Origin of the sequence: Anaerobutyricum soehngenii, assembly GCF_009697165.1 — a bacterium.
In the GTDB taxonomy this organism is placed as follows: domain Bacteria; phylum Bacillota; class Clostridia; order Lachnospirales; family Lachnospiraceae; genus Anaerobutyricum; species Anaerobutyricum soehngenii.
On sequence record NZ_VULP01000015.1, the window covers coordinates 19,601 to 44,245 of the forward strand.

General features: G+C 39.0%; 12 protein-coding genes. 5 read left to right on the top strand and 7 right to left on the bottom strand.

Features of this window, described 5'->3' with window-relative positions:
* Positions 1 to 9: 9 nt before the first annotated feature.
* Complete coding sequence (locus FYJ25_RS08290; protein ID WP_154581032.1) at positions 10 to 1,269, bottom strand: glucose-1-phosphate adenylyltransferase; 1,260 nt, start codon at positions 1,267 to 1,269, stop codon at positions 10 to 12.
* Positions 1,270 to 1,693: 424 nt separating this feature from the next.
* On the opposite strand from FYJ25_RS08290, the gene murC reads away from it, so the two are divergent.
* From murC to FYJ25_RS08310, 4 genes are all read left to right on the top strand, one after another.
* Positions 1,694 to 3,076 (top strand): UDP-N-acetylmuramate--L-alanine ligase, encoded by a 1,383-nt coding sequence (gene murC, locus FYJ25_RS08295; protein WP_154581033.1) that lies wholly within the window; start codon positions 1,694 to 1,696, stop codon positions 3,074 to 3,076.
* Positions 3,077 to 3,634: 558 nt separating this feature from the next.
* Complete coding sequence (locus tag FYJ25_RS08300) at positions 3,635 to 4,732, top strand: DnaD domain-containing protein (RefSeq protein WP_162290871.1); 1,098 nt, start codon at positions 3,635 to 3,637, stop codon at positions 4,730 to 4,732.
* Between the two features lie 2 nt (positions 4,733 to 4,734).
* Positions 4,735 to 5,736, top strand: coding sequence for an ATP-binding protein (locus tag FYJ25_RS08305; RefSeq protein WP_096241380.1), 1,002 nt, complete (start codon positions 4,735 to 4,737; stop codon positions 5,734 to 5,736).
* A 75-nt stretch (positions 5,737 to 5,811) separates the two neighbouring features.
* Positions 5,812 to 7,005: a ribose-phosphate pyrophosphokinase gene (locus tag FYJ25_RS08310; protein ID WP_147607948.1), complete on the top strand. Its 1,194-nt coding sequence runs from the start codon at positions 5,812 to 5,814 to the stop codon at positions 7,003 to 7,005.
* A 956-nt stretch (positions 7,006 to 7,961) separates the two neighbouring features.
* Here FYJ25_RS08310 and FYJ25_RS08315 read toward each other — a convergent pair.
* A complete protein-coding gene (locus FYJ25_RS08315; protein WP_154581034.1) occupies positions 7,962 to 10,286 on the bottom strand; it encodes a transglycosylase domain-containing protein in 2,325 nt (774 codons plus the stop codon).
* Between the two features lie 336 nt (positions 10,287 to 10,622).
* Between FYJ25_RS08315 and FYJ25_RS15160 the strand changes: the two genes are divergently transcribed.
* Entirely contained in the window at positions 10,623 to 11,324 is a 702-nt protein-coding gene (locus tag FYJ25_RS15160) for a TraX family protein (protein WP_408608962.1), read from the top strand.
* A gap of 569 nt (positions 11,325 to 11,893) precedes the next feature.
* On the opposite strand, the gene FYJ25_RS08325 is transcribed toward FYJ25_RS15160, so the two are convergent.
* From FYJ25_RS08325 to FYJ25_RS08345, 5 genes are all read right to left on the bottom strand, one after another.
* The gene (locus FYJ25_RS08325) at positions 11,894 to 14,446 is read right to left on the bottom strand and encodes a hypothetical protein (RefSeq protein ID WP_154581036.1); all 2,553 of its coding nucleotides are present in this window, start codon (positions 14,444 to 14,446) and stop codon (positions 11,894 to 11,896) included.
* Positions 14,439 to 15,641, bottom strand: coding sequence for a class I SAM-dependent methyltransferase (locus FYJ25_RS08330; RefSeq protein WP_154581037.1), 1,203 nt, complete (start codon positions 15,639 to 15,641; stop codon positions 14,439 to 14,441). The genes FYJ25_RS08325 and FYJ25_RS08330 overlap by 8 nt, the downstream gene beginning before the upstream one ends.
* Before the next feature lie 60 nt (positions 15,642 to 15,701).
* Positions 15,702 to 16,217 (bottom strand): hypothetical protein, encoded by a 516-nt coding sequence (locus FYJ25_RS08335; RefSeq protein WP_096241386.1) that lies wholly within the window; start codon positions 16,215 to 16,217, stop codon positions 15,702 to 15,704.
* Positions 16,218 to 16,283: 66 nt separating this feature from the next.
* Positions 16,284 to 16,937 carry an HAD family hydrolase gene (locus FYJ25_RS08340; protein ID WP_154581038.1) on the bottom strand — a complete coding sequence of 218 codons (654 nt, stop codon included), beginning with the start codon at positions 16,935 to 16,937 and terminating at the stop codon, positions 16,284 to 16,286.
* 235 nt (positions 16,938 to 17,172) lie between these two features.
* Positions 17,173 to 24,636 carry a SpaA isopeptide-forming pilin-related protein gene (locus tag FYJ25_RS08345; RefSeq protein WP_154581039.1) on the bottom strand — a complete coding sequence of 2,488 codons (7,464 nt, stop codon included), beginning with the start codon at positions 24,634 to 24,636 and terminating at the stop codon, positions 17,173 to 17,175.
* Positions 24,637 to 24,645 lie beyond the last annotated feature (9 nt).

Consider the following 24,645-nt stretch of genomic DNA (forward strand, 5'->3'; position numbering starts at 1 on the left):
TGCCCTCTACTATCTGATAATGGATTCGCCGCTTGCCAGAATGCCTTCCGGATAATCCTCTGCTGTTGTCTTTCCTACGATTGCGACATTCTTACCAATCTTAACGTTGGCTGGGATAACAGAACCTTCACCTATAGTAACTAATCCGCCACTGTAAACATTCGGTTTATACTTGTTCTCTGCTTCTTCAAATACACCAAGTTCTGTGTTCTCTCCAACTTCTACACGCTCTGCGATGATAGACTTCTCTACCTTAGCGCCCTTCTTGATTACGGTATTATTCATAATAATAGAGTTCGTAACTACTGCACCTTCCTCGATAACAACACCAGCTCCGATAACAGAGTTGGAAATCTCTCCGTAAATTTCTGTTCCGTCTCCGACGATACAGGAATTCACCTTAGAGTCTGCTGAGAAATACTGTGGTGGAATAATATCTGTCTTTGTGTATATTCTCCAGAATTCTTCGTAAAGATTAAATTCAGGTATAATATCAATTAATTCCATGTTTGCTTCCCAGTATGCGGAAAGTGTTCCTACGTCTTTCCAGTAACCCTGATAGTTGTAAGCCATAATCTTATCACCACGCTTATGGCAGTAAGGAATTACGTGCATACCAAAGTCACAGCCCGGCTGTTCAGATAAAGTTTCCAGAGCTTCCTTTAATACTTCCCAGTTAAAGATATAAATACCCATGGATGCTTTATTACTTCTTGGGTTAGCTGGTTTCTCTTCAAATTCGAGAATCTGATTATTCTCATCTGTGATTACAAGACCAAAACGGCTGGCATCTTCCCAAGGTACTTCATAAGTAGCCAGTGTGATCTGCGCATTGTTCTTCTTATGGAATTCAAGCATCAGTTCGTAATCCATCTTATAAATATGGTCTCCACCAAGAATAATTACATAATCCGGATGGTAGTACTCCATGAATTCCATGTTCTGATAAATCGCGTTCGCTGTTCCTGTATACCAGTCCGTATTCTGACTCTTCTCGTATGGAGGAAGAATAGATACCCCACCTATATTACGATCCAAATCCCAAGGAATACCGATACCGATGTGCTGGTTCAGTCTTAATGGCTGATACTGGGTAAGAACACCTACTGTGTCGATTCCAGAGTTAATACAGTTACTTAACGGAAAATCAATGATTTTATACTTTCCGCCGAATGCTACTGCCGGTTTCGCTAATTTAGAGGTTAGTACGCCAAGACGGCTTCCTTGTCCACCAGCTAAGAGCATTGCTATCATTTCTTTTTTTATCATAATAATCACCCCTTTGTCACATAATACTTATTATAGCACTGAAATTCCCAAATGGAAAGCAGTTTAGCACAAAAAACAAAATATATTTTTTATTTTTTTATATATTTTGTATTGCCCATATGGTTATCTTTTACATTTAAATGTAGAAATCCCACGAAAACAATAGGACATTATAATGAAAAGTGCCCTATTACTGGCTGTTTTGGGAATTTTTCAAGATACCCTGGTACCCTTACTATAAGATGTGTACAGAAGAGACCTTAAGTATCGCAATTCTTTCTTGAATCTCGTTTATCTGTGCGCTATACTATAAACGACTTTTTAATAATTAAACTGATTTTTTTCGCCATATTTATTTATATGTACTCACTAAGTCCTATATGACGGATTTTCTGGGACACATCTTGTGGCACTGGAGGTAAATATGTATACAATTGATTTTCAAAAGCCGATTCATGTTCATTTTATCGGTATTGGCGGCATCAGCATGAGCGGTCTTGCCGAAATTTTATTAAACAGACATTTCACAGTGACCGGTTCTGATATGCAGGCTTCCGACATGACAAAGCATCTTGAAGAAACAGGTGCAAAGGTTGTTATCGGACAGAAAGCAGAGAATATTACCAATGATATCGATCTTGTTGTTTATACTGCTGCCATTCACGAATCTAACGAAGAATTTGCTGCTGCAAAGAATAAAGGAATCCCTATGATGACCCGTGCAGCTCTCCTTGGACAGATCATGGCAAACTTTGCGAAGTCTATCGCCGTTGCCGGAACACATGGAAAGACAACAACAACTTCTATGCTTACTCACATTCTTCTTCAGGCAGATACCGATCCTACGGTCAGTGTCGGAGGTATGTTAGACCGTATCGGTGGAAATATTCGTGTCGGCCATTCTGACCTCTTCCTTACGGAAGCATGTGAATATACGAACAGTTTCCTTGAATTTTATCCATTATATTCTATTATCTTAAATGTAGAAGAAGACCATATGGATTTCTTTAAGGATATTGAAGATATTAAGAATTCTTTCCATAAGTTCGCTTCTCAGACTGCAAAAGACGGACTTATCATTATTAACGGAGATATGGACCACACAGACTTCATCTTAAACGGTCTTAGCCAGAAGCACGTTACTTTTGGTTTAAACCCTGACAATGATTACACTGCAGCAGATATTACATTTGATAAAGAGGGAAATGCTTCTTATAACCTTATCGCACATGGACAGGAAAAGGGCCGTATCGCTTTAAAAGTAAAAGGCCGCCACAATGTTATGAACTCTTTAGCTGCCATCGCATGTACAGAAGCAATCGGTCTTCCTTTCGATACGATCCGCAAAGGTCTTTTATCCTTTGGCGGCACACACCGTCGTTTTGAATACAAAGGTTCTCTTGGCGATGTAACTGTAATTGACGATTATGCACATCATCCAACAGAAATCCGCGCTACTTTATCTGCTGCAAAGGATTATCCGCATGATGAACTCTGGGTTATCTTCCAGCCTCATACATACACCCGTACAAAGGCGTTTCTCCCTGAGTTTGCAAAGGCTTTAGAGCAGGCAGATCATGTGATTTTAGCTGATATTTATGCCGCAAGAGAAGTAGATACCGGAGAAGTTTCTTCTAGAGATGTTATGAAGCTTTTACAGGAAGATGGACAGGACGTACATTATTTCCCAAGCTTCGAAGAAATCAAAGATTTCGTAAAGGCTCACGTAAAAGGACATGACCTCCTGATTACGATGGGCGCAGGAAATGTCGTAGAAATCGGAGAGGAACTTCTGGCTGAAAAATAAGTTCTAAACTATTAACAGATAAAGTAGATGTTTCCTAAAAAAGATACCCTATATCTATGGCTCTGTCACTGTGGGTTGAATGTTCATTTAAACGCTCGCATTCAATCCTCGTTCTAATGCCACAGAGATAGGGTATCTTTTCTTTTTGGAAGCTTTCTCTGGCTCGATAGGTATCCAGAATAAGTTATCCACATTATCCACAATTTTAAATTTTTTTCTGAGGGAGTTTTGAGGTTTTCCCCAAGTTGTTTACATTTTGTCCACATTGTATTTTTGTAAGTTCACACCTATATCTTGGAACTCATCACCCTTTTTGACCAGTTTTCTCCCCAAAATATCGAGTTTTACCCACCTATCCACAAAGTTATCCACATTATCCACAAAACTATCCACACAATCTATCAAGGTTTTATACAGGGGTTATCCCCAATTCTATCCACATTATCCCCAGATTTGAAACTGTATTTTTTGTTGTGGGTGTGCTATTCTATACTCAGAAGCACAAGATAATCACCAGACTACATATATAGACTACAGATGATAGAAATAAGGGGTATAATGAGCGATAAGATTACTTTACTTTACAATGTACAGAATGAAGTTACTGTTCTGCCAAACAAATTTATTGATGAATATATGATAAAAGCGGATGGAGAATATGTTAAGATTTATCTTCTGATTCTTCGTCTGCAGGGTATGGGGCTTCCCGTAGATGTGGATCATCTTGCGGATCATCTGGAACTGACACGAAAAGATGTTTTGCGTGCACTTTCCTACTGGGAAAAAGCTGGTCTTTTACAGGCTTCCGAGCCTTCTGTGCCGGAGAAGACAGCTTCTGCGGCTTCTACAGGGACACAAAAAGGGGCTTCTTCACAACAAGGAACTCTTTCACCAACGATTACTTCTGTACCGGAGAAGACTACATTAAGTCCTACGGATGTGGAGAATTCTATGAAGGATACCGATCTTGAACGTACGATTTATATGGCAGAAACTTATATTGGTCGTCCATTTTCCACATCAGAGCTGAATAGCTTCTGCTACATTAACGACCAGCTTCACTTTTCTTCTGATCTGATGGAGTATCTGATCGAATACTGTGTCTCCCGCGGAAAGAAGAGTGTCCGTTATATCGAAAGTGTAGCGATCAACTGGTATCAGCAGGGCATCACAAGTGTTCAGGAAGCAAAGGAGCAAAGTACATTATATTCACAGAATGTTTTTCCTATTATGAAGGCATTCGGCATTTCGAATCGTGATCCGGGCTCAGCGGAGCTTGACTACATAAAGAAGTGGAATTCTCTTGGTCTTGGCACCGATATTATTATTGAGGCTTGCAGCCGGACCCTGCTTGCCACACACCAGGCAAGTTTTCCATATGCTAATAAGATCTTAGAAGACTGGAAGCGTCTTGGTGTTAGAAGCACTTCAGATATTAAGCATCTAGATGATAAACACCGTTCTTCGAATGCGGCCTCTCCTACCTCGGCTTCTTCTGCTGGATATGCGCAGGGACAGCCACGTAAAGGAATGACCGGCACTGCTGCCAGGAAGAATACATCCAATACATCGGCAAATCAGTTCCATAATTTTGAGCAAAGAACTTATGATTACAGCGATTTAGAATCTCGTCTTCTTGATAAGACCAGGAGGTAACTATGGGTATTTCCACCAGACAATATCAGGATATTATGAATGAATATGATGCAGTACGCCGCCGTAATTATATGGCGGAACAGGAACGTAAAGAACGAATCTATGCTCTTATTCCGGAGATTCGCCGTATTGATGAGGAGATTGCTCATGTTTCTGTCGCAAAAGCAAAGGAGATGCTTCTGAAAAAGATATCGAATGCGGATGCTAAGAAGTCGCTGCAGAGTACCATTTACGATCTTTCCATGGAAAAGGTCAACCTGCTGGCGATTCATGATTATCCGGCAGATTATCTTGATCCGATCTATGACTGCCCAGAATGTAAGGATACCGGCTATATCGGAGATAAAAAGTGTCATTGTTTCCAGCAGAAGATTCGCGAGATTCTTTACAGACAATCTAATATTGAAGATTCTGCCGGTAACGAATGTTTTTCCGCTTTCCGCACAGATTACTATTCTTCGCAGCGAAGCGGAAGAGAACGACTTTCTCCTCGCGAGAATATTGAAAATGTTTTATCGGTAAGCCGTTCTTTTATCGAATGTTTTGATTCCCGTCCCGGACAGAATCTTTTTATTTATGGGAATGCCGGTGTCGGAAAGACATTTCTTTCGAACTGTATTGCCGGAGAGCTGCTGAGTCGTGGAAAAGGAGTTATTTATCTGACTGCCTATCAGTTTTTTGACCAGCTTGCCGACTATACATTTCGCCGCGGGACAAATAATGCGCAGACCCTTCCCGCCTTTTTACACTGTGATCTTCTTATAATTGATGATCTCGGTACAGAGCTGAATAATTCTTTTATTAATTCTCAGCTTTTTTTATGTATTAATGAGAGAATTCTCAATAAAAAATCTACTATTATAAGTACAAATCTTTCTTTAGAACAGATTAACCGTTCTTACACAGAAAGAGTTTTTTCAAGAATCATACAGTCCTACACCCTTTTACATATTTACGGAGAAGACATTCGCATTAAAAAGGCTTTCTCCTCCCTTGACGAATAAGAGAAGGGATGTTATAAAGGAATTGTAATATGATTTATCTCACATAATAATTATATGATTAAAGGAGTAAAACACATGAGACCAGATGATAGCAAATTTGCAACCGTTCCTGTAGGTAAGCTTGGAATTATTGTTCACCCTAGCTGTGCAGAGCTTGGAAAGAGAATCGACCAGTATATTGTAAACTGGCGTAAAGAGCGTGAACATGAACACAAAGAGAATGTTGTATTTAAAGATTACGAGCAGGATACTTATATTATCGATGCAACCTGTTCCCGTTTCGGAACCGGTGAAGCAAAGGCACTCATCTCCGATTCTGTTCGTGGCGTAGATCTTTATATCCTTGCAGATGTTCTTAATTATAGTTTAAAATATAAAGTATGTGGTCATGAAAACCATATGTCTCCTGATGATATTTACGCAGATGTTAAGCGTATCATCGGCGCTGCCTCCGGTAAGCCAAAGAGCATTACTGTTATCATGCCGTTCCTTTATGAGAGCCGTCAGCATAAGAGAAGCTCCAGAGAGTCTTTAGACTGTGCTTACGCATTGCAGGAACTTACAGCAATCGGTGTTGATAACGTTCTTACATTTGATGCACATGACCCTCGTGTACAGAACGCGATCCCACTGAAAGGTTTTGACAATATCATGCCTACTTATCAGTTCATCAAGGCTTTACTTCGCTCTACAAACGATCTTGAGATTGATAACGAACATTTAATGGTAATCAGCCCGGATGAAGGTGCTATGAACCGTACAATGTACTTCTCCAGCGTTCTTGGTGTAGATATCGGAATGTTCTATAAGAGAAGAGATTATTCTGTTGTCGTTGACGGACGTAACCCGATCGTTGCTCACGAGTTCTTAGGTTCTTCTGTTGAAGGTAAGGACGTAATGATCATCGATGATATGATTTCTTCCGGTGAAAGTATGTTAGACGTTGCAAGAGAGTTAAAGAGAAGAAAGGCACGTCGTGTATTCTGCATCTCTACTTTTGGTATGTTCACTAACGGACTGGAATCTTTCGATAAAGCTTACGAAGAAGGACTTATTTATAAGGTGATCACTACAAACTGTACTTACCAGCGCCCAGACCTCTTTGAGCGTCCATGGTATGTAAGTTGTGATGTTGCCAAGTACATTGCTCTCTTAATTGATTCTATCAACCATGAGGCTTCTATCAGTGCAATCTTAAATCCTCATGACAGAATTACAAAGAGATTAGAGGAGTACAAACAGTTCCATACAATTAAAGAAGAAAAATAGAATTTTCCTGGAAACAGACACCGCTGAAAAGGAAGATATTGAGCTGAATTGTAGTTGGTCTTCTAAAGAAAAAAAGAATTTTTATAAGTTTGATTTTGTTCCGTTGCGCTAAACATTCCATTCTGCCCAGAAAAACAGGAACTTGGGAAAAACGAGTCCCAAGTTCCTACGGTCAGAATTCCATAGCACAAAGTCACAAAATGCAATACCTATAAAAATTCTTTTTTTCTTTACCATAGTTTTCTTACAATTCCGCATATAATTTTGTTTCAGCGGCTGGATGGTTTTGATATATAATATACTTAATCGGGAAGCCGGGGGACGTGCCGCACCCGTTCCGAGCCTGTTCGGAGGTGGTGCTATATGAGTACATATGAAGAATTACAGCTCATTGTATCCGTTGCGGTGCTTATTGTTGCAATACTTGATTATACACATAAAAAATAGCCGTCCTGCTCCCTGGAAAGAATAGAACGGCTATTTAACAAATAGTTTTAATTCGCCGGGACGGGTAAGTTGCGTTTACCTTCCGGCTTTCCTGTTAAGTATAGTATATTCTATTCCTTTCCTATTGTCAAACAGGTTTTAACAGGCACTTTAACATTTTGCGCCTTTGCGCTATGGAATTTTGACCATAGGAACTTGGGACTCGTTTTTCCCAAGTTCCTGTTTTTCTGGGCAGAATGGAATGTTTAGCGCAACCAAACAAAATTTCATGCTGAATTGTAAGAAAACTATGGTAAAGAAAAAAGAATGGTTATAAGTATTGCATTTTGTGCCTTTGCGCTGTGGAATTTTGACTCTGAAAACTTCGGACTCGTTTTTCCGAAGTTTTCGTTTTTTGAGGCAAAATGAAGCGTTTAGCGCAACCAAACAAAATCAAACTTATAATCATTCTTTTTTCTTTAGAAGACCAACTACAATTCAGCTCTCAACATCTTCCTTTTCAGTGGGGTCTATTCGCCCTCTTCTCCATCGCTATTTCCTCCGCTATCGCTATCGTTTCCGCTATCAGCACCACCGTCTCCGTTATAGCCGTTATCATAGCTGTCATTGTTTCCATTATTGTTATTTCCATTATTATAGTTATTATTATGGTTATTATCATTATAGCTATCATCGTTATTATAATCATCTTGATCATAATAATCGTTGGAGTCGCTGCCGGAATCGTCGGCTTCTGTTGTGTTAGATGTTGTGTCATCATCTTCGATAGCTTCCGTTGTTGCTTCTGTTGTGCTTTCGGTGTCGTCTTCGGTAGATTCCGTAGTCGCTTCTGTTGTGCTTTCGGTATCTCCTAAATAGGATTCAAATTCTTTGCGAGGTAATCCCTGGTGAATCTTATTCATGTAGTTTGTCCAAATGCTTGCCGGATAAGTATTTCCTTTTAAATTATCTACGGATTTATAGACATCCATTCCTACCCACACTGCTGTTGTATAGTATGGTGTGTAGCCGCAGAGCCATCCATCTACATAATTATTGGTTGTTCCTGTCTTGCAGGCTGCCGGCATATCTACATCTAACTGACAGACATGGGCTGTTCCTTCGTATTCTGTTACACAACTTTGCAGAACGCTTGTCATCATTCTGGATGCGCTGCTGGAATATACGGATTTGGTGGATGTATCTTCCGGTACAATATCATTTCCTTTTGCATCGGTTATTTTTATGATACAGTCTGGTGTACGGTACTCTCCATCATTCGCAATCGTAGCGTAACCTGCTGCCATTTCTACAACGGTTGTTCCATTTGTAAATCCACCAAGGCAGGTTGTATTATATTTATAATCTTTCTTATCAAGACCTTTAAAGTTCAATGCTTCTAAGTACTTCATACAAGTACGGGTTCCAAGTTCTTCATACAGACGATAGGTCGCTACATTACTGGACTTCTCTACCGCTCTTCTTAAGGAAATAGAGCCAGAATAGGAATATCCTGCGTTGGATACTGCATCGTTTCCAGTCATTCGGCTGTCATCTAATGTACTGTTTGGTGTGTAGCCTTTTTCCAGTGCCGGTGTGTATACGAGGAGAGGCTTTATCGCACTTCCTGGCTGACGGAAACTCTGATATGCTCGGTTTAAGCCATATCCTTCCTGATCTTCTTCACGACCTCCTACGATTGCTGCCACCTTTCCGGTAGAGTTATCAATAGAGACGGCTGCACCCTGTACTTTGTAAACACCATCATCTGTTTTTTCTGTAAACATGGAAAGCTGAGAGGATACAGAATCCTGAAGCTGTTTCTGTTTCTCCATATTAATGGATGTATAAATACGATACCCTGCGGAATATAAGCTTTTTTTGCATGTATTATACAGTTCATCATACTCATCGTTATAGCTTTCTTTTTCTGAAGTACTGGAAAATGTTGTTTTAAATTCAAAGCCCTGTTCTTTCATCAGTGCTTCTGTTGCACATTTTAAAATATACGTCTCCGCATAGTCATTCGTCGTTGTTTCTTTCTTTGGCATGATCGTTATATTTTCATCAACAGACTTCTCATACTGGCTCTGGCTGATATAACCGTCCTCATACATATTTTTTAAAATACGGTCACGACGCTTTATTGTAGAATCTTTATGTTTATAAGGATCGTAGCGCCCCGGGCTGTTCGGAATAGAGCATAAAAATGCAATCTGGGAAATAGATAAATCTTTTGCATTTTTGTTAAAATATGCTTCAGAAGCGGATTCTATTCCGTAATAACCGTTTGCAAAGTATACATTATTCAGGTAAAATTCAAGAATATCCTGCTTGGTATACTTCTGCTCTAACGCTACGGCAATAAACATTTCTTTTATTTTACGGCTGTACGTCTTTTCATAGCCAAGAAAGATATTTCTTGCAAGCTGCTGTGTGATCGTACTTCCACCCATCGTAATGTTTCCTCGATTTAAGACAAGAGAAAGTCCGGCACGAGCCACACCTTCGATATCAATTCCATGGTGTGTCGTAAAATTCTTGTCTTCGATCGAAATAATCGCAAGCTTTGCTGCATCTGGAATATCTTCATAATCAAGATAAGAGACATCCTTTTCCTGTTTTAACTTCTTTATCTCATTCCCATCTGCATCATATACGATCGATGTCTGTTCTGCCTTAAATGTGTCCTTACTGCTTTTTGATACATCCCTGCTCGCCTCTTTATACATCGTGACGACTGGCACACCTACTCTTTTTATTGCGATTGCACCAAGTACACAAAAAGCAATTACCAGACAGGTACCCCATATTTTAAGCACCCGCCATAATAATCCGTTATGTTTCTTACTCATAGTCACCTCCGCGGTTTTGTATCTTACCGTTGTTATGCAATCTATTATAACACCTTTTCTTTATCTTTCCCATTCTTCAAAAAAAATTGCAAGATATCTTAATATGGTACTCTGAATAAAATACCATGGATTCTTCCTTTTCTTTTGCTGTATTTTCCGTTATAATCAGACTGTTATAAAATTTAAATATCATGATGTCACGAATTACTCCGCAGCTAATGCAGCTCCCGTAATTCTGAAACATTATATCGTTAAAGTATACCATAAAGAAATGGAGAGATTGTGAACTTGAAAAAATTATCTGGATATCATCTGAAATTTATTGCTGTTATTTCCATGCTTATTGACCATATCGCTGTTCTTTTTCAAGCTTCCCTGTCTGAAAGTATCTACTTTATTTTACGGGCAGCTGGCAGACTTTCCTTTCCACTCTTTTGTTTTCTTCTTGTTGAAGGCTTCTTCCACACAAGGAATAAAAAAAGATATCAGCAGCGATTATTTATTTTTGCTGTTTTATCTGAACTGCCTTATGATCTGGCATTCCGATATCTGCCCGTTGACAGACCAGATTTTCTCGCACAGCTGCAGCATCCGCTTTCTGTTTTTTCAGCAGCCTTCCAACAGCAAAATGTACTATTTACTTTATTTTTAGGTTTTACTGCCATGCTCTTAATGGAAAGAAAACAGCCGTACGGCCAATATAGTATCTATAAAAATATCGACACCCTGATCCTTTTCTGCTGCCTTAGTGAAATTTTCCAGACAGACTGCGGAGCCGCCGGGATTCTGTGCATTTTTCTTTTTTACTCATCTTATAAGGAAAGAGAAAATAATACCGGACTTACAATAAAAGAAAGTCTTATAGACATCGCACCCACTGTGCTTCTAACTTATATCCCACCCTTTCCGGTACAGATATCTGCCCTCGCAGACAGCTTGCTTTTACGCTTATATAGCGGAGAAAAAGGGAAAAATCATAAATACTTCTTTTACCTCTTCTACCCCCTACATTTGGTGGTTTTGTATTTAGTCAAGTAGACGAAAAACGGAAAAAAATAATATAACAGCTGTTCTATCGTCGTGAATTTTAAGATGCTCATCCACATCTTAAAATCCTCTCCCAAGCCACATCTGTTATATTATTTTTTTCCGTTTTTCTGACTTTGATAAATACAAAATGAGAGGACCTGGGGATTCTTATTTTCTGTGTTTGGGCTTCAAAAGGAATGAATGCCAGTAGTATTTGAGAAAGAGATGGGGAAGGGGACGGAAGGTTGTGGCTTATTTCGATATAGCCTATTTTGTTCATTCCACGTGAAGCCAACACACAGAAAATAAAAAGAATAGATCATAGGAAATGTAATGTGAGAGCAAGTAAAAATGCCGATCAGGCATACTTTCTGAGTAGCAGTAGCCTTCTGACTTCTCCCCTCATCCCCTAAGACTATTGCATTCATTCCACGTGGAGCCAAAACACAGAAAATAAAAAGAATAGACCATAGGAAATGTAATGTGAGAGCAAGTAAAAATGCCGATTAGGCATTTTCTGCGCAGTGATATCTTTACATTTCCTATGGTCTATTCTTTTTATTTTCGTCTGTTTTCCCCTAATGAATCAAATAGGAATAAAATACTTTTCCTGTTTTTTCTAATCGATTTGTGACTTCTGTTCTGGAGACTGCTGTGGATTGTCCAGTTACAGGGTCTAAGTATCTTATTTTGGTTGCGTTATAGCTCATGACGATAACGTAGCGGCTGCTGCTTATTTTGGCGAGTACCGGGCTTCCCTGACTGACGTAATAGAGTATTTCGTCTACTGTGCAGCCGATGAGGTTGCGTGTGGTGTGACCGCTATATTTTTTCATGAGTTCTTCTATATTATCTTTTTCGATGTTTATACTGCCTGGTGTTACTTCTTTTCCATTGACTGCGGCGATCATGGAGAGACATCCTGCGAGTGATGTACTGTCTGTGCCAGTTTTTATGACATTATCCATTCCGGCTACCTGTGCATAGTCTGCGTAAATACATTTCCACAGGATATTTTCTTTGCTGTCGATTACATTTCCCCGCTCTTCATATGCTCGTGCGATTGCTTCTGTGAGATTCGTATAGACTGCTTTTTGTACACCGGATGCATATACATAGTACTGTTCTACCTGCTCGCCGCTATTGGAAAGTTTCAAGGTTACATCGTCTTCATTTACCATTATTTTCGTTAACAGCAAGTCCGGAACTACCTGAATGTATATGTAATTCGGGAATTTGAAATACAGCTGTGTCCAATAGGTATCTGTATATTTGGAAGTGAGTGTTACCGCATCTTCCGCTTCCTCTTCTTTATAACGGATGTAATCTTTTGTGTTTGTTTTTTGAATCTTGTTTCCTGATCTTTTACCAAGTGTCATTTCAAGGATGCTGCCTTTTATTTCGGTATCCATGATATATCGTCCGCTTTTCTGATATTCTTTGATCGTTTTTCCATCAATACCAACGATATGGATCTTTGTGATTGGGAAGTTAATCATTCCATTTCTGCTTTTTGACACATCAGCGGCATCTGCTTCACCGTAAATGAAATCATTTGATAAAAATCCGACTGCACGAATTCTTTTATCAAAATTACATGTAAAGTTCTGCTTTTTACCGGATTCTAAGTCTATCATCTCTATCTTTTTATTCTTGTAAATGTCCTGCTCTTTTTCTATGGCAATGATGCTCTGATCTTTGGATGCCGTAAGGCTTTCGTTTACAAGTCCGGCTTCTACGATTTTATCTGACTTCTTTTCCAGATCAATTTCATGTAAATCTCCTTCAAGGATACAGTAAAATACGGATTTTGAATTCAGGTAGGAGAATTTTTCAAGATCTTCTTTCATACTGTCGTATGGCAGCGAAGTTGATAAGAAGGATATCTCCTCGTTACAGTTTGTTCCGGCATTATATTTCATGATCTGAATTCCATTCATTCCCTCATGTCTGCCGCGATTGATATAGCCGTAAACAAGATAAAAAATGTTTCCTTTCTTGTCCATACTTAATAACTTTATTCCATGATTACTTGCCGCATTCCTTATATCCGGCAGATTTTCTGATGAAAGGCTGTATATCTTGTACATATCTGAAGACTGATAATCATAGTACCAGAGCTGTCCTTGTACGGCAAAACATACTTTATAACCTTTGTCTGCATAAACATAATTTATATTCTTCTTGTTCTGTATTCCCAGACTGAGAAGATTGTTTGCGGAATCTATAATAGAGGAATTATAATAGGCATCCATTGTTCGCTCATAATCAAGCAGATACATCCTTTCTGCTGTATAACGCAGTTTATATGTCTCCTTTAGATCATAGTACTGAACGACACCTTCACTGACTTCTGTAGACAGAATTGTACTTACCTGTATTACCGTGTATGTGTTATTGATTTCCTGCAGTGTGATTCTTGGCTTTGTCTCCTGCTTTACTTCCATGTTGCCAAAGGATATTGCTTCACTTCCGGAATGGATATTCACCGATTCAAGGTTATCCTCTATCGTATCTGCGGAAGTTTCCAGATAGCTGGCATTCTCTGTCATTGTTTCTTTACTGAAAAGATTATTATGGAACTTCAGGACAAAGGCAAGATAATCATCTAAATGATACCCTGAACCACTTTGTATCTTCGTATAAAAATTAATTCGGGTATTGTTATCCAGACGCACACCAAACTTTAGATAATATACTTTATTTTCCGATAAGGTATTTTTAAAGGTCAGTGTTCCCAGCTTAATATTTTTCTTTTTATTTGAGGTTAACTGATTTAGCGTACCGGTTTCTGTTGGCTTATCCGGTGTTTTTTCAAATAGTGTATACTGAATGGCTGTAATGTCGTAATCATAATCGTGCAACTTTAAAATTACCGCATTTTTATTATTGGTCAATGTAATCTGATTTCTCACTAAAGATAAATCAATATCTTCTTTATATCCCGCCATCAAATTATAACTGCTTGTGTCGTTCCCTATTTCAAGGACCGGATAAGACGGATTGGCAAGTTCTGCCACAGCACTTCCTTTTTCCATGCTGATACGGCCGTTAAAAAAAATCAATGCGCCAATAAAACACACTGCTGCTACTGCAATATGTAAAATGGCCATCCGTACATTTTTACTCATCGTCCGCACCTCCTTCTTCTCCTTCTTCCTGAAGAAGTTTCCACAATGTTGGGGTAAATCCAAACTGCTTACAGAAGGCATCTACCTGCTGTGCTGCTTTTTCTTTCTTTTTATCCGATTGTTTTTTGCGATGTATCGCACGAATCAAAAGATTCTTTGGCGTGTGCTCCATATCAATAAATTCAAGAATCTGCGTATCATACCCCTGCTCTTCTAAGATTTTAGCTCGAATACCGTCTGTTGCCAGTGCACAGAAACGCTCCTTTAAAATACCATAGTCTGTTATTGGTTCAAATTCTGAGGCGGCAATCTGCTTATTTAACTCATGCTGGCAGTATGGAACAGATAAGATAACAGATGCTCCCCATCGCAATGCTTTATACATCGCATAGTCTGTTGCCGTATCACAGGCATGGAGAGTTACGACCATATCTACCTGTGTTACTCCTTCAAATTCTTCTATGGAACCTTCATAAAAATTCAATTTATCATAGCCGTATTTCACTGCCAGACGGCTGCAGTTCTTTATGACATCTTTCTTAAGATCAAGCCCGATAATGCGGATATCATATCCTTTTAATTTTTTTAAATAATAGTACATGGCAAATGTAAGATATGACTTACCACAGCCAAAATCTAATATCGTAATCTCACGATTCTGCGGCAGATGCGGCAGAATATCTTCAATAAATTCAAGGAAGCGGTTAATCTGTCGATATTTATCATACTTTGTACGGACGATCTTTCCTTCTGCTGTCATCACACCAAGATCTTTTAAAAATGGTACGACCGTCCCTTCCGGTAAAATGTACTTCTTTGTCCGGTTATGCAGCAAATGACTCTTATCCATTTGCATCTGCGCTTTCACTACATTATTCTGCTTCTTTACTTTGATCGCTGCCTTCCCTTTTTTATTGATGAGTGCAGTAAGTTCGGAAGACACCGTCTGAAGCTGTACCTGTTTATAGGACGGGAGAAGACGTTCTAATTCTTCCACTAATTCATTCTTCTTTAGATTCTTATGAAAAACCTGTGTTTTTGTGTATGCCGCACTCTGAAACATAAGCTTGTCCTTTACTAAAACCGGACGGATATTATACTTCTTTATCTCCTCTGTTTTTCTTGGATTGCTTATGGTAAGAAGAAGCATCTGTTCATTTAAATTCTCTTTGATCTTCGTGAGTAAAAACTCCATAATTCATCTCCTGTTGCGGAAAAGCGCATAGCGCTTTTCCATATTAATTATCTATATTAATTATCTATTTGAAAATACTTTTTGTCTGCGATAATACCGCTGCCTGCGATGATTGATATTCCAGTGCAATACTACCTGTATTAATGTACGAAACGGAGAGTTCCCATCCCGAAGAGAGACTTCGATAAAATACGGATTTTTTATCATTGCCTCATCATTCGTCTGTATCATCTCCTGTTCTTCACGATACTTTAACTTATCATACACCATATCTGCAATTTTTAAAATAGTTACCTTATCCGGATATTCGGAATAAATAGAGCTTCCCGCATATTCATACCGGTCAAGTAAGGCATCCGCAACAATCCATACTTCCCGAACAACCATCGGCAGCATTTGAATAAGATATTCATAATCTTTCCAGTATTTCTGTTCTTCCTGCTGCAACTGTTCTGGCGGGAGTAACGATTGTGTCTGACTGTCATTCTGGCATACCATCATTTCACGAAATCCCGGCAGCCACTCAAAATTAAAATCTTCTTTTTTACTCATGTCATCTTTATTCATGTCATCCATGAAAACACTTCCTGCTTTCACCCGGTTTTATTTATCATATGCAAAAAAATAGATGAGGTTCGATTTCTATTTTTTTAAATCAAGCAACGGAATCACTTGAACTAAATCGCTCACTACTGCCACGCATTTTTCCTGTTGTTCTTCCGGAATCGGAAGCAGATCTGGAATGTTTATAACAGGAAGATTCCCCGCTAAGGCTGCGTGTACACCATTAGAGGAATCTTCTAATACTAATGTTTCCTCTGGTTTTACATCAAACTTTTGGCATATTTCTAAAAAAATATCCGGATATGGCTTCCCTCTTTTTACATCTTTTGAAGAAAGAACCATATCAAAATATTCTGTCAAACCAGTCTTTTCTAAATATTCTTTAATTACAGACGTATCCGAACCACTCGCTACCGCTGTATGTAACTTCTTTTCTTTAACAGCGTTCAGTAGCTCTCTCAATCCGTTTTTTTCTGGAACTCCTTCTTCTTTGATAATCTGTTTTGCCCGGCTGCCGACCTTTTTATAAATGCCTTCCGCATCTGTATCTTCACCGTAATAATCATAATATTTCTTCTGAATATCTCTCGCATTCATTCCAAGAAAACTTGTAAACTGTTCAAATGTCGGGTGATATCCTTCTTCTTTTACAACTTCCATAAATGCTCTGCAATTTACCTGTTCTGTTGCGAACATTAAACCATCCATATCAAAGATTATTAATTTTAACATATGTGTTTCTCCAATTTTTAATTTTCTGCTTTCTGAGTTCTTTTCATGCTATATTTGCGATAAAACTATATCATTTGCGATATAAAAAGTCCAGTATCATACATAGAGTAAACAGAAAGTTAATAGGAGAAATCAAAAAGGATATCCTATTGGATTTTTACATCTGCAATACGATATCCTTTTCGGTTTCTTCTGCTAATTTACAGTTTTGTCCGTCAAATTATTTCAAACTATTCTATCTGTCGTGTTTATTCTTTCTTCTTGCTGCCCTGTGCATTCTGCGGTACATTTCTGCACTTCCCACTACAAGGGCTGCGGCTGCTAATGCTGCATAGAACAGGATATGTGAGTAATCTCCGGTCTTTGAGTTCTTACCTTTTTTAGTTGTTTTATTAGAAGAATGATTGCTGGTATTATTTTTATCATTATCTCCATTATTATCATCTTTTTCCTTTAAATATTTATCATATTCCGGATTTCTCTCAGTCATATTGTTTGTGATTCCTAATGCACTGTCTGTATTCTCCTCTGTAAAGGAAACGGCAATGTCCCCATCATAGGTTACATCAAATCCAAAGTCTGTATTTTCTACTGGATTACCATCTTTATCTGTTTCTGCCACATAATAGGTTCCATCTGCCAAGTCTATAAAGCTTACAGATGTACTCTTACCATTTTGAATCTGTAATGCCTTCACATCATCGATACGATTTGTGTAGTAAGGATCTGTAAAAAGACTTACATAGAATGTTCCATTGTATTTATCAGAAATTGGATTGCCGTCTAATGTAACATTTTTCGTTACAGTAAGGTCATGTAAGGTATTTAAGAAGTCATCTCCCGGTATGAGAAGCTGGTTTTCAATGACTGTATAGGCGGTCTTCTGTGTTGGAGTAATCTCGCACTTTGTTCCGTTTCCTTTAATCTTACAAGCTTCAGAAGATTCTAATTTATTACCATCTTCATCTGTTTCCGCTACATAGTAGGTTCCGTTTTTAAGGTGTTCAAATACGGTATATGCCGACCATGCGCCTTCACATTTCAGTTCTTTTACATTAGAAACTTTCTTTGTACAATCCGCATCACTGAATAACGCAGCGTAGAATGTTCTGTTAACTGCCTGATTCTTTCCCTGGAAAGTAACAAGCTTACTTACAACAAGTTTTCCTTCTTCTCCAACCGGTGTTGTCTCATCTTTCATGACAATTTCGTTACCATCCACTGCTTTGCCGTCAACAGAAACAGTTCCATCTTTATTTACTGTAAATGTAATATCTGCTGCAACTTCATAACCACTTGGTGCAGTAACTTCTGTAAGAGTATACGTTTCACCAGCAATCAGTTTCTGTTCAAATACGTGAGCTTCTGTTGTGGACATCCAGCTTTCGATTACATTACCGTCTTTATCTTTTAAGAGAAATCTTGCACCGGCAACTTCTTTCTGTCCTGTAATATCCATTTTTTTGACAGATACTCTTGTCACATCATCTTTTACAAGGTAAATGTCATCTTCGCCTGTTTCTTTATCCGTTATCTTCTCTGCATCCGTCTTAATCGTTCCATCTTCATTCACAGTAAATGTAATATTTTTTGCGTAAGCATATCCATCTGGTGCTGCAGTTTCGATAAGTACGTAGGACTCTCCGGCTCTTATAACCGGACCAAAATCATAGAAACTGTCTTCACCGGATATCCAGCTGTCAAGCGCTTTGGCACCGTCTTTTACTGTGCCGTCTTCGTTGACATCTTCTGCTTTATAAAGCGTCATTGTTGCACCGGCAACTTCTTTCTGTCCGGTTAAGTCTGTCTTTGTAACGTTAAGATGGATTACCTGATTGACAAACTGTGTTTCGCTTGTTTTTCCTTCTTCTACTGTGCCAGCTGTCTCTGCAGTAACCGTATTATTGATAAGGGTTACGTAACGGTCACCGGTTGTTTCTTTAATGCTGTAGGATACACCGGCTGGGATATTTTCGATTGTTGCGGTCTGCCCGTCTTTTAGGCTGAGCTTGCCGTCAGTAATCTGAACAGTTGTTCCTGCAGTATTCTCACTCTTGTCTTCTTTGGTCTTATCCTGAGTGTCTGCATCATCTGACTTCTCTGTGTCCTTTTGTGTGATTGCTGCATTACTGTTGAATGGTTTGCCATCTACTTCAACATAGAAGTCATAGGACTGCTCCTTATCCTGCATATTCCCTTTTACAGTCTTTGTAAAGGAGAAAGCGCCGAGCTTTCTTGTGTTGGTAAATTCTACGGTATCCCCTGTTTTATCAATGGTTCCTTCTGCTGTAGCTGCAACATTTTTATTGTTATCTGCATTGTTGTTACTGTCCACATTCTGAGCTGTATTATTTACCTTTACAGAAGCATCATAATTGGCATCTGCTACTTCCTCTACTGTGTACTTTGTACCAGAAGGAAGATCGCTGAATGCTGCACTCTGTGTATCCTTTAATGTGAATTCATATACACCATTCGTTGCTCTAACTTCTTCACTCTGCTCTTTATCGCTGTACTTGATTGTGAACTTGCGTGTATAAACCGCATCATTTCTTGTTAAAGTTACTTTGAACTTGAACTGCTTGTTATCCTTTGTTTCTGCATCTGGTGTGTACTGTCCGTACTCTGCTAACTTCTTAACAGTGAATCCGGTCAGTCTTGTGTTAGTGATAGAAGCTTCTGCATCTGTTGCTCGCTCTACACCATTCGCCGCTGTTCCGTTATCTCCAATGACACCGGTAAGATTGCTGTTTGCTGTCTCGAGATAGCCTTCCTGCTGTGTCTCTGTTACTGTGTAAGATGTACCGTATGGAATTCCAGAAATCTTAACTGCCTCATTATTTGTTAACGCTTTCAGCTCTAATTTAAGACTTCCATCTGCATCTGGCTTAACTGTTTTTGTTTCAGGCTGGTCTTTTCCCTCTTTACCTTTTCTTGTGACAGTAACATCACCACCTTTGCCATTATTAAAGTTTGTAAATGTAACTGTAAAGTCAAATGCTGTGTCTGCTTCACCGTCTTCGATAATCTTCTTGACAGTAAGGCTTCCTGTCTTTTTCTGGTTATTTAATGTGATGGTATGTGTCTTATTATCGTAATACTTCGCGTTATCACCAGTAACCTGAATCTGACCTTCTGCATCCACTGTAAATGGAATGGCCGCTGCCTGAACATAATCGCTCGTTGGCACGGCTGTCTCAACTAAAACATAGTTTCCACCTGCCACTACCTTTCCGGTAAGGTCTTTTGCATCTGTTCCACTGGTCCAGGATGCTACGGCTGTTGCGCCAGCTTTTACTGTGGCTTTGCCTTCGCTGTCAAAAGTTACATCAGAGTTATTGTAGATTGCAAGCTGTGCTCCCAAAAGAGGTTCATCTGTTCCGATATCTTTCTTAAGAACTTTCAGTTCTGTCTTATATGTATTGGTTACTGTTACATTTGGAACTGTACTTGAATCCGCATCCTGTGCCACTGTAACTTCCACATTTGAGACAGAATTGCCATCTACAGAATAACTTGCCGTATAAGCTGTTTTATCTGTTTCTGTTCGGTTTGCGACATTCTCTGTCACGCTGTAAGTCCCTACTGGAAGTCCGCTTACTTTTGCTTTATGACCGGCTTTTAAGTGGAAGGTAAGTGTTCCTTCTGTAGTAGCTGAATCTGGTGTAATTGTCTCACTGCCTGTTGTTCCTGTTGCAACTTTTGTAGCTGTTACTGTGGCTTTTGTAAGATCTTTGTCGGCATTAGATTCTGCAGCAGTTACCTGCATCTCATAGCCGGATTCTGTATCACCGGCAGGAATCTGGTTTCCTACTACCTTTTTCTCAACAGACAGACTGCCGACCGGAGTGTTTTCCATTTCAACGGAACCACCGTTTTGCACATACTGTATATTCAGATTGTCGGTATTATTTTGTGTCTTAAATGCTACGTAAACTTTCTTTTCTGACTTTTTATAATTTGCCGGTGCTTTCTTTTCATATAAGCAGTACAGTTTATCACTACCTGTATTCTGATTGATTTTGAACGTTGCCTCTCCGTCTTTATCTGTTGTGGCATTCATTGTATTAGAAAGCTTTGGCTCTCCATTCTCATATACGATACTTTCATCTGCATTTCTCACAACCTCTGCCAAAGCGAAGTCTGCACCGGAAAGAACGGACTTAGTTAAAGAATCTTTCTTCTTTACATAGAGAAGAAGACTTCCCGTTACTGTTGCCGCAGAATCCATTACCGTAACGGTTCTCTCATCTGTCTTTCCTGCCTGCTCATGTCCGGAATAATATACCGCATTGGAAAGCTTTATTTTCTCTCCTGTTGGCTTGTTGACTGACACTTGATAGGTGATTGTCAGTGGTTTATCGTCCGGTACAGTAAGGATGAAACGGTGATTGTCTGCATCATTCCTGAGACTCCATTCTTCAGAAGAAAGATTCTTTCCATTACTGTTTACTTCCACACTGTCTTCCATCAGAATCATGTATTCTGTCATACTGTCCACTACATCAATCGTGTTTTTTGACTCTAACAGGTTATATCCGTTTGGATTTACTTTAATTGTATATTTCACATATGGGTACGTACTGGAATTATGAATTGCATCCTTGCTTAATGCCTTATTTGTAATATTGGCGACGGCTGATGCTATACGTTTCTCGTCTGTACCGTATGCAAGCTCTGCTGAATTGGTAAACTGCTTTGTTTTATTTTCCTGAAGGAAATTCACATCCGTTACTTCTGTAATAACTTTAATCTTAATATAACCATTTCTGTTTCTATGATCATTACTTACCAGACCACTTACGTTAATCCTGACGGTTTTGCTGTCTTTTGTCCTCTCATCAACCTGAATTGTTGTTCCTGCTGCTTCAGAACCTTTTTCTGAGATTTCTGCACTAACAAACTTAAGACCTTCTGGAATATTTTCTGTGATTGTCGCATTGCCGCTCATCTTGCTGTTCTCATTCAGTGTAAGGTACCAGGCGAGCTGCTTGTTTGCCGCATCATAGTCTCCGGCAGCTTTTGAGAAATCCGCATATTGTGCGTATGTTGTTTCTGCTTTTGCAGTTAAGTACAGATTTCCGTAATAAATTCTTCCTGTGTTTTTAAATGTACGATTTTTTCCGGTCGCAATTCCACTTAAGTTCGGGGTTGATGCATACTCAATCGTAATTGGGTTATCTTTCGTTACTGTTTCTGTGTCTGTCAGGAATTTCAGATTGAATCCAATTATTTTATCAACTTTATTAATTGTTGCAAGTATCGGCGTTACATTATAATCTGTTCCCTTTATAAATGTTCTTGTACCAAGCTTTACAACAATCGCATCTAACTGTTCCTGCGTAAATGTATGATAAGAATCTACTTTTGTATTCGAATCATATTTATAATATAAATAATCTTCATAGTGTGTCCCTGCATACACATTACTTGGAATCGTTGTTTTCCATCTGGCTGCTCCAACACCAACTCCACCGACATATTCCTTCTTTAAAGAATATTCATTACTTCCGGTTCCCTTCCAGGTTACCTCATGATTAAAGTTACTTCCATCACTTCCAATAATTCCTGCTTTGTTTGAAACTGCTCCACCGTGACCATTCGTATTCGGACGGGCATAATATTCAAACTCATAATAGTATGGACCACTCATCTCTCCCGTTGGGGTATACGTCCAGCTTTTCTTGCCGTCAACTCCAAATTCCTTGGTTGCAATCAGATTCCCTTTATCAGCAGGTCCCTTTTGATAGACCTTTACAATAACTTTTCCATCATAAACATAATTGCCAGAAAGTTCATCGGTAAATGTAAAATTCTTATCGAGTACCGGACCACCACCAGTGCTTTCATTGGCATGAATTGTAAAACGCAACAAACCTTTTCCTTTTCCATTGCTCCAGTCCTTATTAGCATCCCAGCCTCCATCTGCACTTTTCCAAATCCATACTTTACGGAGATTCACTGTGGCAACGGCATCCTTTTTATCCATGTTGTCAGCATTAACTGTTGCAGTATTTACCAGGTTCTTATTAATCTCCCAGCCACTTCCACGCTCCCATACATCGTCTTTTAATTCTACACGGTATGTAAGTGTTGCAGTGGAACCCGGCTTCATTGTCCCGATTGTCCATTTCAAAGACTTTGTATTCGTCGCATCATTTACTGTTGTATTTACACTGTTCTTTAATTCTGTCGTTGTTGTACCATCATTCAATGTTGCTTTTATGTTGGAGTAGGATTTTACTTCTTCCTTTGCATCACCAAATACATCATCAACCACAACATTGGTCATGTCATTTGTATTATCTGCCGGTGCCGTTACTGTTACCGTATAATCAATATATGTCTTTCCTGTCTCACTGTCGATGATCACTCCGCTACCCTTGGACTTTTCAATATTCAGATTATTCTGAAAAGTCTGTGTGGCTGTGTCGCTCTTCATTTCAGTTGTTCCGGAATAGGCAATTGCCTTATTTTTAATTCCTTTTTTTACATCACTGAGTTCATTGAAAAATGTCGGATTGATCTTTACTTTATACTCTAATGTATAACTTGTTCCCGGATGCATCGTACCAACTGTCCACTGTCCGAAAGATGTGTCGAATGCTGTTCCATCCGGTACAGTAACAATCTCGTATTTCCTTCCGTCTGTCAGAATCAATTTATCTCCATTAGTGATAAATGTATCCTGCACTGTGACGTCAGGTACATCCTGCGTATTATCTGAAGGTGCTTTTACTGTAACCTGATAGGTAATGGTGTTGTCATCTTTATTATATTTTTTCACTTTCTTATTTAAAGAAAGTTCTGCCTTTGTAACTACCTGATTTTCTTCAAATGGGATAGTTACTTCTGCTTTACCAAAGACAATCTTGTCCCCACCGGGTGTTCCGCCCCAGTCTTTCTTAAAATTACCCTCTACGATAAATGTACCGCCATCAATCTTTCCTTCCCGGTCTTGCAGATATTCTTTATTAAGAGTAATCGTTACTTTGCCATCCTTTGTTATACTGTAAGTTCCCGCTATAATTTTTCCATCTTTTACTTCACCATCATTCTTTTCTTCCGTGACGGTAATCGCATTCGGGATCTGATAAACGAGCTTCGTATTCTCTGTCAGATTACTTATAGCACCGTATTCCAGTTTAATTTCTACCGGAGACTCCTTCGGAACCTTTATATTATTCTTCTGAATATCTTCCAGCGTTTCTTTCTGTCCGTTAATCGTAATCCAAATACCTGATGCACTTGTATTAATATAATCATCAAGAGAAACTTCCGTTACCGTCGGACTGCCTGATTCTGCATCCTGTGTTTTCAGATTGTCAGACTCATTCGATTCTGCCTGTACAGAAACACTTTCGTCAGTATCCTTTTTCATCGCGGTTGTCGCTTGTGTTGACTTTATTGTTCTCTTCTCTGATTTTGCTGTCGCTGACTTCGTTTCTTTCTGTTTAGAAGTCGTCTTCTGCACCTCTTCCGAATCAGCTGTCTCTGTTTTAGAGGCTTTCTTTGCTTCTTGTGTCTCTTCGTCCTTTTCTTCTGTGTTATCCTCTGTGCTTTCTTTGTCCCCGTCTACATTCTGTGTCCCTGAGAGATTCTCTGCAAATACTCCCATGACATTCGATGTTCCTGTAGAGGTCCAAAACATAGACAATACAAGAACAACTACTAAAAACAATTTCCCCGCACGTTTCATAGTAAATCT